Raw genomic sequence first — 15,139 nt, 5'->3', positions numbered from 1 at the left:
ATCTGTGGTCGGTACGGCGGGGTCGATGCCGCCGCTCGCGGGCGGCGGCATCCGCGCTCAGGCCGGCCGGCGCTGTGCCGGCCGGGTCCGATCGGCCGGGATCAGTATTCGGCCTTGTGCTTGGTCACATAGGCAGCGACCACCTCGTCGAGCGGCTTGCCGTCGACGTCGACTTCCTTGACCATGAGGTTCAGCTCCGGCCCGTCGACCTTCAGCTTCTTCAGCACGGCATAGGCGCCGGGCCACTTCTTCTTGGTCTCGGCGGAGGTGTATTTGAAGATGTCGCCATGCGGCTTGCCGCAGTCGAACGCCTTGTCGGGATTGATGCCCCATTTCGGGTCGGTGTAGCAGGCGGCGGTATATTCGGGGAACTGCACCCACTCGCCCTCGAAGACGGAGGGCACCCAGTGCGGCGAGTAAACCCACAGCATGATCGGCGCCTTGCGCTCATAGGCCGACTTCAGCTCGGCGAACATCGCCGATTCCGTGCCGGCATCGACCGCCACGAAAGGCAGGCCCAGCGCCTCGATCCGCTCGGGGTCATGCCCGCCCCAGGTCGCTTCCATGCCGAGATAGCGGCCCTTGGGCGCGGTTTCCGGCGCGGAGAAGGCCTCGCCGCACTTCAGCAGCGCCTTCCAGTCCGGCAAGCCGGGGCACTTCTCCTTCATGTAGAGCGGATACCACCACTCTTCCTTGGCCGCCGGGCCGAGCGGGCCGAGATTCTCGGTCTTGCCGGTGGCGTCCGACGCCTTCATCGCGTCGCCGGCCGTGGTCGCCCACAGCTCGGTCATCACCGTCACGTCGCCATTCTCCATGGCGGTGAGGCCGGTGAGATAGTCGATGGTGACGTAGTCGACCTTGTAGCCCTTGGCCTTCAGCAGCTCACCGGCGATGTGCGAGGTGATGTGCTGCCCGGTCCAGTCATGCAGGGCGATGATGATCGGATCCTTGGATTCCTGCGCCTGGGCGACCAGCGGAGCGGTGAGGCTGGAGGCGGCCAGCATGCCGCCCAGGATAGCGGCCTTGAGAAGACGGTGAACGCGCATCGTGCTTATTCCCTCGGATGGATTTTTGGAGGCAACGCGTCGTCAAAGGATCGTTCGTGGAGACGGTCTTTCGTCGTCAAAGTGTCCTTAGAGGAACATCTCTTTCTTGAGAGGCAAATTGCGGGCCACCCAGGCGGGCCGGGTGCGGGCAGGCGCCCCGGCGCTCACTCCTTCGGGTAGACGATGATCGACAGGTAGCTCATCGGCAGCGCATAGAGTTCCTCCGGCCCGTGCTGCACGGAGGCGTCGAAGTAGAGCGTGTCGCCCGGCTCCAGGTGATAGAGCTTGTCGGCGTGGCGGTAGCCGACCGAGCCGGTGAGCATGTAGATCAGTTCCACCCCGCTATGGCGGAAGGCCGAATATGGCGCGGCGCCCTCCGGCAAGGTGATGAGGAAGGGCTCCATCGCCACATCGGTGCCCAGCGATTGCGCCAGCAGCTCATAGATGTGCCCGGCCTTGGTGCCGCGCCGCTCGGTCGCCGCGCCCTGCCCGGCCTTGACGAAGGAGCAGTCGCGCCGGTCGTCATAGCCGGCGAACAATGAGGCGATGGGTACGTTCAGCGCGCTGGCGATGGCGGTCAGCGTCGCCAGCGAGGAGGAGATCTGCCCGTTCTCGATCTTCGAGATCATGCCGGGCGAGATCCGGGCGGTGGCGGCGAGCTCGGCGCTGGTGATGTCGAGCCGCTTGCGGTGCTGGCGGATCTGCGCACCGATGGCCTGCTCGACGGTGAGGTTGGCGACGCGCGGCTCGCTCGACGGCGCCGCCGGGGACGCGGGCGCCGCCGCCGCGATCGCGGCGTTGATAACGGCAACGGTCTCGTCCACCCGAACCTCGCCCTCCGGCGCGGCCGGCGGCCGGGTCATGCTCCGCAGGGGCATCCGCATGAAGGCTCAGCCCCGAGGCGTCAGGATGGACTGGCGCGGCGCCGTACCCGTGGGCAGCGCGGCACCGTCGTCGAAGGGCGCGAGATAGGCCACCGCCATCTCGCGGTAGCGCGTCGTGCCCTTATAGTCGGCGATGTCGGGATGCAGGTCGCGCAGCACGCGGTGCAGGCGCTTGCCCCACAGCTCGACGCGGGCGAGATCCTCGATGCTGCACAGGTAGCAGCGGATGCCGAAAAGAATGGCATTGGAGCGCGGCAGCCGGAACAGCGTCTGCAACTCCACCCGCAGATGCAGCTTGCGGGCGACGTTGTCGGGCGTCAGCGTGGTGCGGTCCGGGCCCCATTGCGGGTAGTTCTCCGGGCTGGTGTCGAGCCGCGGATTGACCGTCATCGTCCAGTTAAGCCGGCGCACCGGCGCGCCGAACTGGAGCCGCAGCAGGAATTTCAGCGCGCGGTCGAACACGCCCTTCTCATGCGCCAGCGGCACCGGCCCGTGCCATTGGTGGAAGGTCATGCCGACATTGAAGTCCATCGACCAGTCGGCCTGCGTCGTCACCATGCCGCCATCGATGAACAGATTGTCCTCGCGCTGGTCCTGCAGGGTGAAGTCGCCCTGCGCCTGCCGGGTGATGTACTCGAAAGGCGGCAGCGGAAGGGTGGAGGCGTCACCGAAGGTGAAGCTGTCGCGGATGCCGAGCGGGCGGTTCTCCCAGGTCCAGCTGGTGCCCTCGCGGGTCAGGGTGAAGTGCTCGGGATAGGATGCCGCGAAGCTCTCCATGATGAGCTCCAGCGTGTCCCATTCCGCCGCCATCATGTGCGGCAGCACCTTGCAGCGGCTGGGATCCTGCTCCAGCACCTTCGCCCGCTCGCGGCATTCGGCGACATAGTGCTCGTCGACATCGAACGGGTTGTCGAAGGCCGGGGTCGGCCCGCCCGGCACATGCGGCTCGATATTCACCGAGTACATGTAAGTGTCCTCGGGGAACGGGAACGGGAAGCGCAGCACCGCCGCGTCCGAATTGGCGTAGCTGTAATCGTCCCGGAAGGTCTCGTTCGGCTTGAACGGAATGTTCATGGCGGGTCTCCGTTGCCGTCAGAGGTCGAGGACGAGGCGCGGCGTTCGCGAACGCGACACGCAGGTCATGATGAAGCGGTTGGAGGCGCGCTCCTCCGCGTCGAGGAAATGGTCGCGATGCTCCGGCACGCCGTCGGCCACCTCAATGAGGCACTGGCCGCAGGCCCCGCCCCGGCACAGGCACGGCGCCTCGACGCCCGCCGCCTCGATGGCGTCGAGCAGCCCGGTCTCGGCATCCACCGCGACCTCGATGCCGGAACGCTTCAGCACGGCGATGAAGGGCGCGCCGCCCGCCACCGCCCCGCCGAAGGATTCCGAATGCAGCCGCACCTTGGGCCAGCCAAGCGCCTGCGCCTGCCCCAAGACCGCGCCCATCAGGCTTTCCGGCCCGCAGGTATAAAGATGCGTGCCGAGCGGCTGGCGCCGCAGCGCCGCGTCGAGCCCGTCCAGCGTGCCGTCGCAATGGATGTGGAGACTGCCCCCGGCATAAGGGGCGAGCAGCGCGGCGAACACCTCACGCTCATCCGGCCGGCAGAAATGATGCAGTTCCCAGGGCGTGCCCTCCGCCGCGAAGGCCGCGATATAGGCGAGGAAGGGCGTCACCCCGATGCCGCCGCTGACCATGAGATGGCGGCGCGCGGTGCGGGTCACCGGGAACAGGTTGGCCGGCAGCCCCGCCTCGATCACATCGCCCTCGCCCAGCTGCTCATGCAGGAAGGCCGAACCGCCCTTCGAGGCGGCGACGCGGCGCACGATGATCGACAGATGGCTGCGATCGGCCGGGTTGGCGATCAGCGAATAGGCGTTCTTGTGGAGCTTGCCGCCGTCGCGCAGGAACAGGCGCAGATGCGCGCCCGGCCCTGAGGGCGGCACGAGGCCGCCAGCGGCGGGCACGAAGGTGAAGGCCTTCAGCGTCGGCGAGAGCGGGGTGACGGCCGCCACCCGCAGGGCGATGGTCGGTCCTTTGGGCGTGGCGGTCATGGAAACAGCTCCTCCACCGGGGGCAGGTCGCCCGGCGCCTCGGCATCGGCCTGCACGCCCATGAAGGCGGCATGGGTCCGGGAGAAATGGTCGCGCACCACGAGCTGCGCGCCGCAGCCGGCGCAGGCGGCGAGGCTGGTGGTCACGCCCTCGGTGATGGTCTTGCAATGGACGCAGAACACCCGGCGGCGCAGCGAGCCGGCATGGGCGGTGCGGCATTCCTCGGTTTCCAGCCCGGCGGCGCGGGCGAGCTTCGCGACTTCCCAGATGAAGCCCTCCTCGCCCACCGCGTAGAGCCGCAGGCCCACCGTCTCCTGCCCGAGCCGATGGGTGAGCCGGTCGAACAGATGGGCGGCGGCGCGGAAGGCGCGGGTCTCGACCTCCGTCGCATTGCCGGCAGCGCCCGCCTGCGGCTGGCCGTCGACGGCGGAGGTGCCGGCCACCACCCAATAGGCCAGCGGCGCGCCGGCGCTCTCGCTGCCGTCGATCACCGCGCCGAGCGGGCGCGGCGCGTCGCTCAGCACCAGATGGCGGCGCCCGGCACCGTCAATCGCCAGGCGCTCATAAACGGGCCGGCTCTTGATGTTGGAAATCAGCATGGGAGCGGTCTCGCGAGCCGATTGGCACGAAGGATGCTCGCCCGGAACATGCCTCAAACGGGAGGCAAAAAGTTTCCTTGCGATAAACAGAAGTGTTTCTCAGGAAACTTTGGCCGTCAAGGAGCGCGCCTGCTCATTGTTTAGGCGCGCTGATGATCGCGGCGGCGCGACGCCCGCCAAATTCTCATCAGGAAACTATATTGACAAGAAAGAAATATCAGCGAGGCTTTGCACAAAGACCGGCAAAAGGCCCGCCGCCCTAAGGACGGGTCAACCGGCACCTCCAGAGAACCGTCCAGAGACCAGTGTCGACCAGGACAACGGGAACACGCACATGAGCATCCGCGTCGCCATTATCGGTGCCGGCCCGTCGGGCATGGCCATGCTTCGAGCCTTCCAGTCCGCGCAGAAGAAGGGGGCGGAAGTGCCCGAATTCGTCTGCTTCGAGAAGCAGTCCGACTGGGGCGGCATCTGGAACTATACCTGGCGCACCGGGCTCGACCAGTATGGCGAGCCGGTCCACGGCTCGATGTACCGCTATCTCTGGTCGAACGGCCCGAAGGAATGCCTGGAATTCTCCGACTACAGCTTCGAGGAGCATTTCGGCCGGCCGATCCCCTCCTACCCGCCGCGCGCCGTGCTGCATGACTACATCATGGGCCGGGTCGAGAAGGCCGGGCTGAAGCCGAGCGTGCGCTTCAACTCGCCGGTGCGCTGGGTCGATTACTCCGACGAGACCGGCAAGTTCACCCTCACGGTGAAGGACCATGTGACGGACCACCTCTATTCCGAGGTGTTCGATTATGTCGTGGTCGCCAGCGGCCATTTCTCGACGCCGAACGTGCCGCATTTTCCGGGCATCGAGATGTTCCCCGGCCGCGTCATGCACGCCCATGACTTCCGCGCCGCCGACGAGTTCGTCGGCAAGGATCTCTTGGTCGTCGGCTCGTCCTATTCGGCCGAGGACATTGCCAGCCAGTGCTACAAATACGGCGCCAAGTCGATCACCTTCAGCTACCGCACCCGCCGCTCCAACTTCAAATGGCCGAGCTGCTTCACCGAGAAGCCGCTGCTGGAGAAGTTCGACGGCCGCACGGCGCATTTCATCGACGGCACCAGCACGGACGTCGATGCGGTGATCCTGTGCACCGGCTATCTGCACCACTACCCGTTCCTGCCGGACGAGATGCGACTGAAGAGCGCCAACCGCATGAACCCGCCCGATCTCTACAAGGGCGTGATGTGGGAGACGAACCACAAGCTGTTCTATCTCGGCATGCAGGACCAGTACTACACGTTCAACATGTTCGACGCGCAGGCCTGGTATGTGCGCGACATCATCCTCGGCCGCATCACCCTGCCCTCGGATGCCGACATCGCCGCCGACATCGCCCGCTGGCTGGCGAAGGAAGGCACCATTGAGACCGCCTTCGACGCCATCGACTTCCAGACCGACTATATGAAGGAGCTGATCCCGGCCACCGACTACCCGATGTTTGACCTCGACGCTGCCGCCGCCCTGTTCAAGGTGTGGGAGCACGACAAGGAGCGTGACATCATGGGCTACCGGGACAATTCCTACACCTCGATCATGACCGGCAACCAGGCGCCGCCGCACCACACCAAGTGGCTGGAAGCGCTGGATGATTCCTTCGAGGCCTTCATCAATCCACCGGCGGTGGCGGCCGAATAGGCCGACGTCGCCCCGCGGGAGGAAACGCCATGAACATCCAGCTCGGCAACATCCCGCCGGGGTCGGCCGGCACGGCGGCGCGGCGGATCAATCCCGCGCGGCTGCGCCATGTGGCACAAGGAGGCGGCTTCATCAGCTTCGAGCTGAAGCCCGGCGACCGCGCCCATATTCTCGACCCCGAGGGTGGCCAGCCCGGCCTCCTCGTCGTCGCGGGACTGGATGGCCCGCTCGGCGATCTCACCCCCGCGCCCGAGACGTTGGCGGCGACGCTGGCGGAGACGCTGCCGGAATCAGCCCGCGCCGTTCTCGGCGCCGGCGCGGCGGCGTTCTCCCTCTTCGGCGCGCATGCCGCGCCGGGCAGCGCGGTCAGCCTCACCGCCCCCGCTCCTCTGCGCTGCGTGCTTATCGCGCCGGGCGGGCCGATGGACCCGGCCGCGCAGGACGCGCCGACCGACCTGATCGTCGAGATCGAGCCCGCCGCGCCCTCCAGCGGCACGGTGCCCCCGCCGCTCGCGGAACCCACGCTCGATCTGCGCATCCGCGCCGCCTCGGCCAGCGCCTATGAGGTGAAGGCCGGCGACTACATCCAGATCATCGACGTGGACGGGCAGCAATGCTCGGATTTCCTCGCCTTCGACGCCGCCAAGCTTCGCGCCGGCCGCGAGAAGGGGCTGGACCCGACCACCACCCGCACGCTGATGGGCTCGGCCAGCCCCGGCCCCGGCCTGCACTCGAAATATTTCGACGAGGACCAGACCACTCTGGTCGAGGTGATCCGCGACACGGTCGGCCGGCACGACACCTTCATGCTGGCCTGCAACGCCAAATATTACGACGATATGGGCTATCCCGGGCACGACAACTGCACGGACAATTTCAACCGCGCGCTCGCGCCCTATGGCATCGCGCCGAAAATGGGCTGGCCGGCGGTCAATTTCTTCTACAACACCTTCGTCTCGCCGGGCGACCGCATCGGCATGGACGAGCCCTGGTCGCGGCCGGGCGACTATGTGCTGCTGCGCGCGCTCACCGATCTCGTCTGCGCCTCCTCCTCCTGCGCCGACGATATCGACGCCTCCAATGCCTGGCACCCGACCGACATCCATGTGCGCGTCTATGACGGCGCCAACAGCTTCTCCAGAGGGATCGCCCACCGCATGACGCCCGATTCCGCCCCGCGGCTGACGCGCGAGACCGCCTTCCACGCCCGAACCTCGGCGCTGACGCGCAAATTCAGCGAGTATAAGGGCTTCTGGCTGCCGGACTGCTTCAACGCCGGAGGCCCGATCGAGGAATACTGGGCCTGCCGCGAGCGCGCCGTGGTGATGGACCTGTCGGCGTTGCGCAAATTCGAGATCCTCGGCCCGGATGCCGAGCGGCTGGTGCAACTCGCCGTCACCCGCGACATCCGCAAGCTCGCCGTCGGGCAGGTGGTCTATACCGCGCTGTGCTACGAGCATGGCGGCATGCTGGACGACGGCACGGTATTCCGGCTCGGCGAGAACAATTTCCGCCTAGTCTGCGGCGATGATTATTGCGGCGTCTGGCTGCGGGAGCTGGCGGCGAAACACGGCCTCCACGCCGTGGTGAAATCCTCCACCGACCAGCTGCACAATCTCGCGCTTCAGGGCCCGAAATCGCGCGATATCCTGCGCGCCATCCTCACCACCCCCGCGCACCAGCCGAGCGCCGATGAGCTGAAATGGTTCCGCTTCACCATCGGCAAGGTGACCTCCGAGACCGGGGCGGATATCCCCGTCATGGTCTCGCGCACCGGCTATACCGGTGAGCTCGGCTTCGAGATCTGGTGCCATCCGAACCGCGGCGCGGAGCTGTGGGACGCGATCATCACTGCGGGCGCGCCTTATGGGCTGGAGCCGCTCGGCCTCCTCGCCCTCGACATGGTCCGCATCGAGGCCGGGCTCGCCTTTGCCGGCTATGAGTTCTGCGATCAGACCGACCCGTTCGAGGCCGGCATCGGCTTCACCGTGCCCGCCTCCAAGGAGGACGACTTCATCGGCAAGGCCGCGCTCGCCCGCCGGCGCGAGCATCCCTCAAAGAAGCTGGTCGGCCTCGCCATCGCCAGCAACGAGCCGGTCGGCCATGGCGACCCGATCTTCAACGGGCGCGCGCAGGTCGGCGTCGTCACCAGCGCCACCCGCTCGCCGACGCTCGGCCACATCATCGCGCTGGCGAGGCTCGATGTCAGCGCAGCGGGAGCGGAGAGCGTCGAGATTGGCAAGCTCGACGGCCACGCCAAGCGCATCACGGCCAGCATCGTCCCCTTCCCGCATTACGACCCGACCAAGAGCCGCGTGCGGGCGTAAGCGGGCGCGGACCGGCTGAAACGACAAGGCCGGAGCATAGGAGCTCCGGCCTTGTCGCATCCCATGGCGTCATCCCGGCCGAAGAGCCGCGCAGAGCCGGGATCGCTCTCCCTTCTGCCGACGATCCCGGATCGGCCTTTGGCCGTCCGGGATGACGCTGCAAAAAAGCCTCACCGCTCCTCGAGCGGATGGGTGCGCAGGCGCAGCGGGTCGTAGAACGGGGTCTTCACCAGCCGGCCGGTGAAGCTGCCCTGCGGGCCGACCACCTCGAACTCGGTGCCGAAGGCGCCCAGTTCCGGCACCACATGCACCAGCGCGATGGAGCGCATGAGGTGCCGGCTATAGATCGAGGAGTTCAGCGAGCCGACCTCCACGCCGTCCTTGAACAGCTTGGCGCCGGGCTCGATCTGCTCGTGATGGTCGATCTCCATGCCACGCTGCACGACGCGCGCCTCGGCTTTCCGGCGGATCAGCGCCTCCTTGCCACGGAAGGCCGGCTTGTCGAGATCCACCGTCCAGTCGGCACCGACCTCCCAGGGGGTCTCGTCGCCCTTCGGCATGTCATAGGGGAAGAACAGCAGCGCCCCCTCGACGCGGACAATGTCGAGGCTCTGCCAGGACACCGGCATGGCGCCATAAGGCTTGCCGGCTTCCAGGATCGCGTCCCAGATGAACACGGTGTCGGCCGCCTTGGAGAACACCTCATAGCCGCGCTCGGCCGAATAGCCGCCGCGCGCCAGCGTCACCTCGCGGCCGAACAGGATGGCGGGGGCATGCTCGAAGTACTTCAGCGTCGTCAGGTCGATCGAGGCGTAGGGCTTGAGGATCTCCAGCGCCAGCGGGCCCTGCAGCGAGAGCACATGGGTGTCGCCATCATTGGCCACCGTCACGTCGCGCCCGGCGCTGAACTGCGCCAGCACCTCCTCCAGCTTGCCCGAGCCATGCGACAGGCGGAAATCCTGCGGGCCGTTGCGATAGACCAGCACGTCGTCGATCAGCGAGCCTTCATCGTCGACGATGTTGCTGATGGCCGACTGGCCCGGCTTCATCTTGGCGATGTCCGAGGTCAGCACAGCGTTGAGCAGCGCCTCGGCCTCCGGGCCGGAGACGTTGACGAGGTTGAGGGACGACACATCGATCAGCCCGGCCTTGGAGCGGATCGTGGCGACTTCCTCATAAGGATCGGTTGCATAGAATTGCGGCAGCGGCATCCCGTTCCAGGAAGATTCAAACTTGGTGCCGAGCGCGATATGCCGCTCGTTCAGAATGGAATTGCGCGGAAAGGCAGCGGTCATGGCAGAGGAAACCTTCGTTCCACGAGGCGGACGGCAGGACGCTGGACAGTTTCACTGGAAACAAGCCACCGCCACCGGACGAATGCACGGCCACGGTTCAGGCTCACAATGAGGATGCTTGCACCCACCCGCGAGGCTGTCAAGAATATTTCTCCAAGAGAAACGCATTTTCTCGCCATGAACAGACCGAGCGGCGGCCTGCGGCCAAGGGGCCCGCAAAACCGCGCGCACACCGCCCGCAAGCCTCGGCTTTTCATGGCGTGGCTGTGGGATTTCGTGGCATTCAGGTGAGAGGATCACACAGGCGGGAGCTGCCCATGTCCGCGAAGCGTCGCAGCGAGCTGATGCAGATCGTGCGCGGCACGGGCAGCTGCTCGATCACCGAGCTGGCGGTGCGGCTCGGCGTCTCCACCGAGACCATCCGGCGCAGCATCGAGCCGCTGATCGCGGAGGGCGAGCTGCTGCGCTTCCATGGCGGGGTGATGGTGCCCGAGCGCGCCGAGGAGCCGCCCTTCCAGCGCCGCATGCAGGTGAACCGCGAGGCCAAGCTCGCCATCGCCCGGCTGGTGGCGGCGCGGATCGAGGATGGCGACAGCCTGTTTCTCGACAATGGCACCACCTCCGCCTATGTCGCGGACGCGCTGACCGCCCGCGCGCGGCTGACCATCGTCACCCATTCCGCCCACATCGCCTACCGCCTCGCCTCGCGCAACGGTAACCGCGTCTTCATGGCCGGCGGCGAGCTCGGCGGGGAGGACGCGGCGGCCTTCGGTGCCTCGGCCATCGCCTTCATCGGCCAGTTCAAGCTGCGCTACGCCCTCCTGTCGGTCGGCGCCATCACCAGCGACGGCGCGCTGGCCGACTTCCATCTGTTCGAGGCGGAATTCTCCCGCGCCGCCATGGCGCAGGCCGAGCAAACCTGGGTCATCGCCGACCACAGCAAGTTCGGCCGCGAGGCCTCCGTCACCGTCTGCCCGCTGGCCGCGGTCGACGCCATCGTCACCGACCTGCCGCCCCCCGACAGCTTCATCGCCCAATGCGCGGCGGCCGAGGTCGCGATCCTGCTGCCGGAGGGGCGGGGGTGAGCGGCGGACCGCCGCATCAAGTTAGCGGGTGTGAGGAAAGACCCCCGATCCCGGCTCGGCCTTCGGCCGTCCGGGATGGCGCTGCATAATGGGGCCGGCGTCACGCGTTGCCGCCCTGCCGTCATTCCGGCCCCACCCGTCGTCATCCCGGCCCCTCGGGTCTTGCCTTTGGCAAGCCCAAGGGCAGGCTCCGCGAAGCCGGAGAGACGGGATCGTCATCCGACGCGCTCATCCCCCCGCACACCGTCATGGCCGGGCTTGACCCGGCCATCCACGACTTGGCTCGCCGCGCACGGCCCCAAGTCGTGGATCCCCGGATCAAGTCCGGGGATGACGGGGTGAGGGCGGGACGCGCGGGGACGGAACGGGTGGCCAACCTCGGGGGCGACGCCGCCACCCTTAACGACGTCATGGCCGGGCTTGACCCGGCCATCAACGACTTGCCGCTGTCGCGCCCGGCCAAGTCGTGGATCCCGGGCCAAGCCCGGGGATGACGGCGCTCTATGGGGCAGGACGCGATCCCGGATCGGCCTGCGGCCGTCCGGGATGACGGTTACAGGCGCGGCGATGGGCAGAGGCGCCGACGCACCGGCGTGGCGAGAGATCTGCCTAGGAAAATAAACCTAGACATTCACCCCAATCTCCGTCATCCTGCCCGCACCTGTCCTCACCGAGGGGTGCGTCCGGAGCGGCCGGCGTGGGGGATGGGGGCGGTGGCGGCGTCGGCGGGAGTAACGCACCCGGAGGCGTCGCGGCCCAAGTCGGGTGTTCCCGTGCGGCGTAGCGCCGTTCACGGGCGGGATGCTACGCGCCTTCAAGCGCGTGGGCGCCGCCTTCAGTGGAGGATAGCAAGTCTGACTCCTCCAGGGGCCTCCCGAAGCAAGCCAGAAAACACCGCGTGCGGGGCGCCGGGGACGGCGTGTCGGTTGGCTGAGTGAAGGCTTGCACCACCTTTCAAAACAAAGGTGCAGGCGGCCGCCGTTGGCGTCCGCCCCGGTGCCCCGCGCGCCCTTCCACGGGCGGATGGGAACGGCGCAGAGCCCCGGCCGCGATGCGGCGCGGGGGTTTTGGTGCGGGGTCGTCCATTCGTCATCCCGGCCGCAGGCGAAGCCGGAGAGCCGGGATCGCATGACGCTCTCATCCCCCGCACACCGTCATGGCCGGGCTTGGCCCGGCCATCCACGACTTGGCTCGCCGCGCACGGCCCCAAGTCGTGGATCCCCGGATCAAGTCCGGGGATGACGGCGTTGGGGCGGGGACGGTGTGACCAAGGCGGCACGCGATCCCGGATCGGCCTTTGGCCGTCCGGGATGACAACGGACGAGGGGCGCGGGCAAGGGACGGGGGCAAGGGACCGGGGACGAGGAGCGGGCGCCGCGCCGTGCCGTCCTGCACCGCGCCGTGAAGACCAACACACCTCCACCAAACCCACAAATCATGTGGCATTGTGTGGAAATGTGTTGACATACCCCGCTGCCTCGCCCGACCCTTCCGGCATCCTTCGCAGCAGGAAAGCCCCGCGATGTCCGCCGTCCCCATCCAGGCCCGCATCGTCATCATCGGTGGCGGCATCATCGGTGCCTCCACCGCCTATCACCTCGGCAAGATGGGCTATCGCGACACGGTGCTGGTCGAGAAGCACAAGCTCACCTCCGGCTCCACCTTCCACGCCGCCGGCCTTGTCGGGCAGCTGCGCTCCAATGCCGGCATCACCCAGCTGCTCGGCGAGAGCGTGAAGCTCTACCGCACGCTGGAGGCCGAGACAGGCCTTGCCACCGGCTGGAAGATGAATGGCGGCCTGCGCCTCGCCTGCAATGAAGAGCGCTGGACCGAGGTGAAGCGCCAGGCCACCACCGCCCGCTCCTTCGGGCTGGAGATGCACCTGCTCACCCCGCTGGAGGCGCAGAAGCTCTGGCCGCTGATGGATGTGTCCGATGTCGTCGGCGCCGCCTTCCTGCCGACCGACGGGCAGGCCAACCCTTCCGACATCACCGCCTCGCTCGCCAAGGGCGCGCGGATGAACGGCGTCACCATCTGCGAGGACACCACCGTCACCGGCCTCACGGTCGAGAAGGGCCGCGTCACCACGGTGCGCACGACCCGCGGCGACATCGCCTGCGAGATCGTGGTGAACTGCGCCGGGCAATGGGCGCGCGAGGTCGGCGCCATGGCCGGCGTCAATGTCCCCCTCGTCTCGGTGCAGCACCAGTACATGGTGACGGAGCGGATCGAGGGCGTGACGCCGGACCTGCCGACCCTGCGCGATCCCGATCGGCTGACCTATTACAAGGAAGAGGTCGGCGGCCTCGTCATGGGCGGCTATGAGCCGAACCCACTTCCCTGGGCCGAGGGCGGCATTCCCGAGGGCTTCAACTTCCAGCTCCTGCCCTCGAACTTCGATCATTTCGAGCCGATCATGGAGCTGGCGCTCGGCCGCGTGCCGGCGCTGGAGACGGCGGGCGTCAAGGAACTCATCAACGGCCCGGAGAGCTTCACGCCGGACGGCAATTTCATTCTCGGCCAGGCGCCGGAGCTGACCGGCTTCTATGTCGGCGCCGGCTTCAACGCCTTCGGCATCGCCTCGGGCGGCGGCGCCGGCAAGGCGCTGGCGGAATGGATCGCCGGCGATGGCCGCCCGCCCTATGACCTCTCCCCCGTCGATATTCTCCGCTTCGGCCGCAACCATCAGGATGTCGCCTGGGTGCGAGCCCGCACGCTGGAAGCCTATGGCAAGCACTACACCATTGCCTGGCCGCATGAGGAGCACGCCAGCGGGCGCCCGCTGCGCCGCTCCCCGCTCTATGACCGGCTGGCCGCGCAGGGCGCGGTGTTTGGCGAGAAGCTCGGCTGGGAGCGGCCGAACTGGTTCGCGGCGGATGGCGAAACGGCAAAGGACATCTACACCTATGGCCGGCCGAACTGGGCGGATGCGGTGGCGCGCGAGAACCGCGCCGCCCGCGCCTCGCTCGCCATCCTCGACCAGAGCTCCTTCGCCAAGTTCCTGGCTGTTGGCCGCGATGCCGAGGCGGCGCTGTCGATCATCAGCGCGGCGGATGTGGCGGGCCCCGTGGGTTCCGTCACCTACGCGCCCATGCTGAACCGGCGCGGCGGCATCGAATGCGACATCACCGTCGCCCGGCTGTCGCCGACCTCCTACTACCTGATCGCCGGCACCGGCGCGGCGACCCATGACTTCGACTGGATCCGCCGCAACATACCCGAGGAACTCGACGCCCATCTCATCGACATCACCTCGGCCTATGGCGTGCTGACGCTGATCGGCCCGAACAGCCGGGCGCTCCTGGAAAAGCTCACCGGCGACGATGTGTCGAATACCGGCTTCCCCTATGCGTCGCTGCGCGAGATCCGCCTCGCCGGCGCGCCGGTGCGGGCGCTGCGCCTCACCTATGCCGGCGAGCTCGGCTATGAGCTGCACATGCCGACCGAATTCACCGCCAGCGTCTATGAGGCGCTGATGGCGGCGGGGGCGGAATTCACCATCACCAATATCGGCTACCGCGCGCTGGAAAGCCTGCGGCTGGAAAAGGGTTACTGGGCCTCGGGCTCGGATGTCGGGCCGGACCATTCGCCGATCGAGGCCGGGCTCGGCTGGGCGGTGAAGCTCGGCTCCGGCCTGCCCTTCATCGGCCGCGAGGCGCTGGAGGCCAAGGCCGCGCAGCCGCTCACCAAGCGCCTCGCCGGCTTCACCGTGGCGGCCCCCGCCATCATCCTGCTCGGGCGCGAGACCATCTACCGCGACGGCGTGCGCATGGGCTGGCTCGCCTCGGCCGGCTTCGGGCCGACGGTCGGCCTGCCCATCGGCTATGGCTATGTACGCCGGCCGGAAGGCGGGCTCGACGATGATTTCCTGCTCACCGGCAGCTATGAGCTGGAAGTCGCCGGCGAGCGCGTGCCGGCCAAGCTCCATCTCGGCGCGCTCTACGACCCGGAGAATGCACGCATTTTCAGCTGAGAGAGCAACGTCATGCCCGGCCTTGGGCCAGGCATCCACGACTTCCGCTTGGCGACCAGCCCACGTCGTGGATGGCCGGGCCAAGCCCGGCCATGACGGCGCTCGGGTGGCTCAGGCGCGGCACGCCGATTGCCTCGCCTGGCGCCAGCACGCATCCTCTCTCGCCCACCGGATAGCCCGCC

10 protein-coding genes are annotated in these 15,139 nt (G+C 67.6%); 4 read left to right on the top strand and 6 right to left on the bottom strand.

All coding sequences use genetic code 11. The annotated features are described in order from the left end of the window. Positions 1–101: 101 nt before the first annotated feature. From OU996_RS06950 to OU996_RS06930, 5 genes are all read right to left on the bottom strand, one after another. Entirely contained in the window at positions 102–1,046 is a 945-nt protein-coding gene (locus OU996_RS06950) for an ABC transporter substrate-binding protein (RefSeq protein ID WP_267584898.1), read from the bottom strand. A 164-nt stretch (positions 1,047–1,210) separates the two neighbouring features. Then, the gene (locus tag OU996_RS06945; protein ID WP_267584897.1) at positions 1,211–1,909 is read right to left on the bottom strand and encodes a helix-turn-helix domain-containing protein; all 699 of its coding nucleotides are present in this window, start codon (positions 1,907–1,909) and stop codon (positions 1,211–1,213) included. A gap of 27 nt (positions 1,910–1,936) precedes the next feature. Further along, entirely contained in the window at positions 1,937–3,004 is a 1,068-nt protein-coding gene (locus OU996_RS06940; protein ID WP_267584896.1) for a heme-dependent oxidative N-demethylase family protein, read from the bottom strand. Between the two features lie 18 nt (positions 3,005–3,022). Further along, on the bottom strand, positions 3,023–3,985 hold the full coding sequence (locus OU996_RS06935; RefSeq protein WP_267584895.1) for a PDR/VanB family oxidoreductase: 963 nt from the start codon (positions 3,983–3,985) through the stop codon (positions 3,023–3,025). Continuing rightward, complete coding sequence (locus OU996_RS06930; RefSeq protein ID WP_267584894.1) at positions 3,982–4,584, bottom strand: dimethylamine monooxygenase subunit DmmA family protein; 603 nt, start codon at positions 4,582–4,584, stop codon at positions 3,982–3,984. The genes OU996_RS06935 and OU996_RS06930 overlap by 4 nt, the downstream gene beginning before the upstream one ends. A gap of 334 nt (positions 4,585–4,918) precedes the next feature. Between OU996_RS06930 and OU996_RS06925 the strand changes: the two genes are divergently transcribed. Together OU996_RS06925 and OU996_RS06920 are read left to right on the top strand one after the other, a co-directional pair. After that, on the top strand, positions 4,919–6,277 hold the full coding sequence (locus OU996_RS06925; RefSeq protein ID WP_267584893.1) for a flavin-containing monooxygenase: 1,359 nt from the start codon (positions 4,919–4,921) through the stop codon (positions 6,275–6,277). Positions 6,278–6,306: 29 nt separating this feature from the next. Beyond that, entirely contained in the window at positions 6,307–8,604 is a 2,298-nt protein-coding gene (locus OU996_RS06920) for a DUF1989 domain-containing protein (protein ID WP_267584892.1), read from the top strand. Between the two features lie 170 nt (positions 8,605–8,774). Here the strand turns inward: OU996_RS06920 and OU996_RS06915 are convergent, their stop codons facing one another. After that, positions 8,775–9,899: an aminomethyltransferase family protein gene (locus OU996_RS06915; protein WP_267584891.1), complete on the bottom strand. Its 1,125-nt coding sequence runs from the start codon at positions 9,897–9,899 to the stop codon at positions 8,775–8,777. A gap of 317 nt (positions 9,900–10,216) precedes the next feature. Here OU996_RS06915 and OU996_RS06910 point away from each other — a divergent pair, with 317 nt between their 5' ends. Both OU996_RS06910 and OU996_RS06905 read left to right on the top strand, forming a co-directional pair. Then, positions 10,217–10,984: a DeoR/GlpR family DNA-binding transcription regulator gene (locus OU996_RS06910; protein WP_267584890.1), complete on the top strand. Its 768-nt coding sequence runs from the start codon at positions 10,217–10,219 to the stop codon at positions 10,982–10,984. 1,522 nt (positions 10,985–12,506) lie between these two features. Further along, on the top strand, positions 12,507–14,957 hold the full coding sequence (locus OU996_RS06905) for a GcvT family protein (protein ID WP_267584889.1): 2,451 nt from the start codon (positions 12,507–12,509) through the stop codon (positions 14,955–14,957). The last annotated feature ends 182 nt before the right edge of the window (positions 14,958–15,139 follow it).

Source organism: Ancylobacter sp. SL191 (assembly GCF_026625645.1).
Lineage (GTDB): Bacteria > Pseudomonadota > Alphaproteobacteria > Rhizobiales > Xanthobacteraceae > Ancylobacter.
The sequence above is the reverse complement of the archived record's forward strand: the minus strand, read 5'-3'. Positions and strand labels throughout refer to the sequence as shown.

Coding starts and splice junctions, on each gene's coding strand:
- OU996_RS06930 (WP_267584894.1), bottom strand. CDS start 4,584: ATGCTGATTTCCAACATCAAGAGCCGGCCCGTTTATGAGCGCCTGGCG.
- OU996_RS06920 (WP_267584892.1), top strand. CDS start 6,307: ATGAACATCCAGCTCGGCAACATCCCGCCGGGGTCGGCCGGCACGGCG.
- OU996_RS06905 (WP_267584889.1), top strand. CDS start 12,507: ATGTCCGCCGTCCCCATCCAGGCCCGCATCGTCATCATCGGTGGCGGC.
- OU996_RS06935 (WP_267584895.1), bottom strand. CDS start 3,985: ATGACCGCCACGCCCAAAGGACCGACCATCGCCCTGCGGGTGGCGGCC.
- OU996_RS06910 (WP_267584890.1), top strand. CDS start 10,217: ATGTCCGCGAAGCGTCGCAGCGAGCTGATGCAGATCGTGCGCGGCACG.
- OU996_RS06945 (WP_267584897.1), bottom strand. CDS start 1,909: ATGACCCGGCCGCCGGCCGCGCCGGAGGGCGAGGTTCGGGTGGACGAG.
- OU996_RS06925 (WP_267584893.1), top strand. CDS start 4,919: ATGAGCATCCGCGTCGCCATTATCGGTGCCGGCCCGTCGGGCATGGCC.
- OU996_RS06950 (WP_267584898.1), bottom strand. CDS start 1,046: ATGCGCGTTCACCGTCTTCTCAAGGCCGCTATCCTGGGCGGCATGCTG.
- OU996_RS06940 (WP_267584896.1), bottom strand. CDS start 3,004: ATGAACATTCCGTTCAAGCCGAACGAGACCTTCCGGGACGATTACAGC.
- OU996_RS06915 (WP_267584891.1), bottom strand. CDS start 9,899: ATGACCGCTGCCTTTCCGCGCAATTCCATTCTGAACGAGCGGCATATC.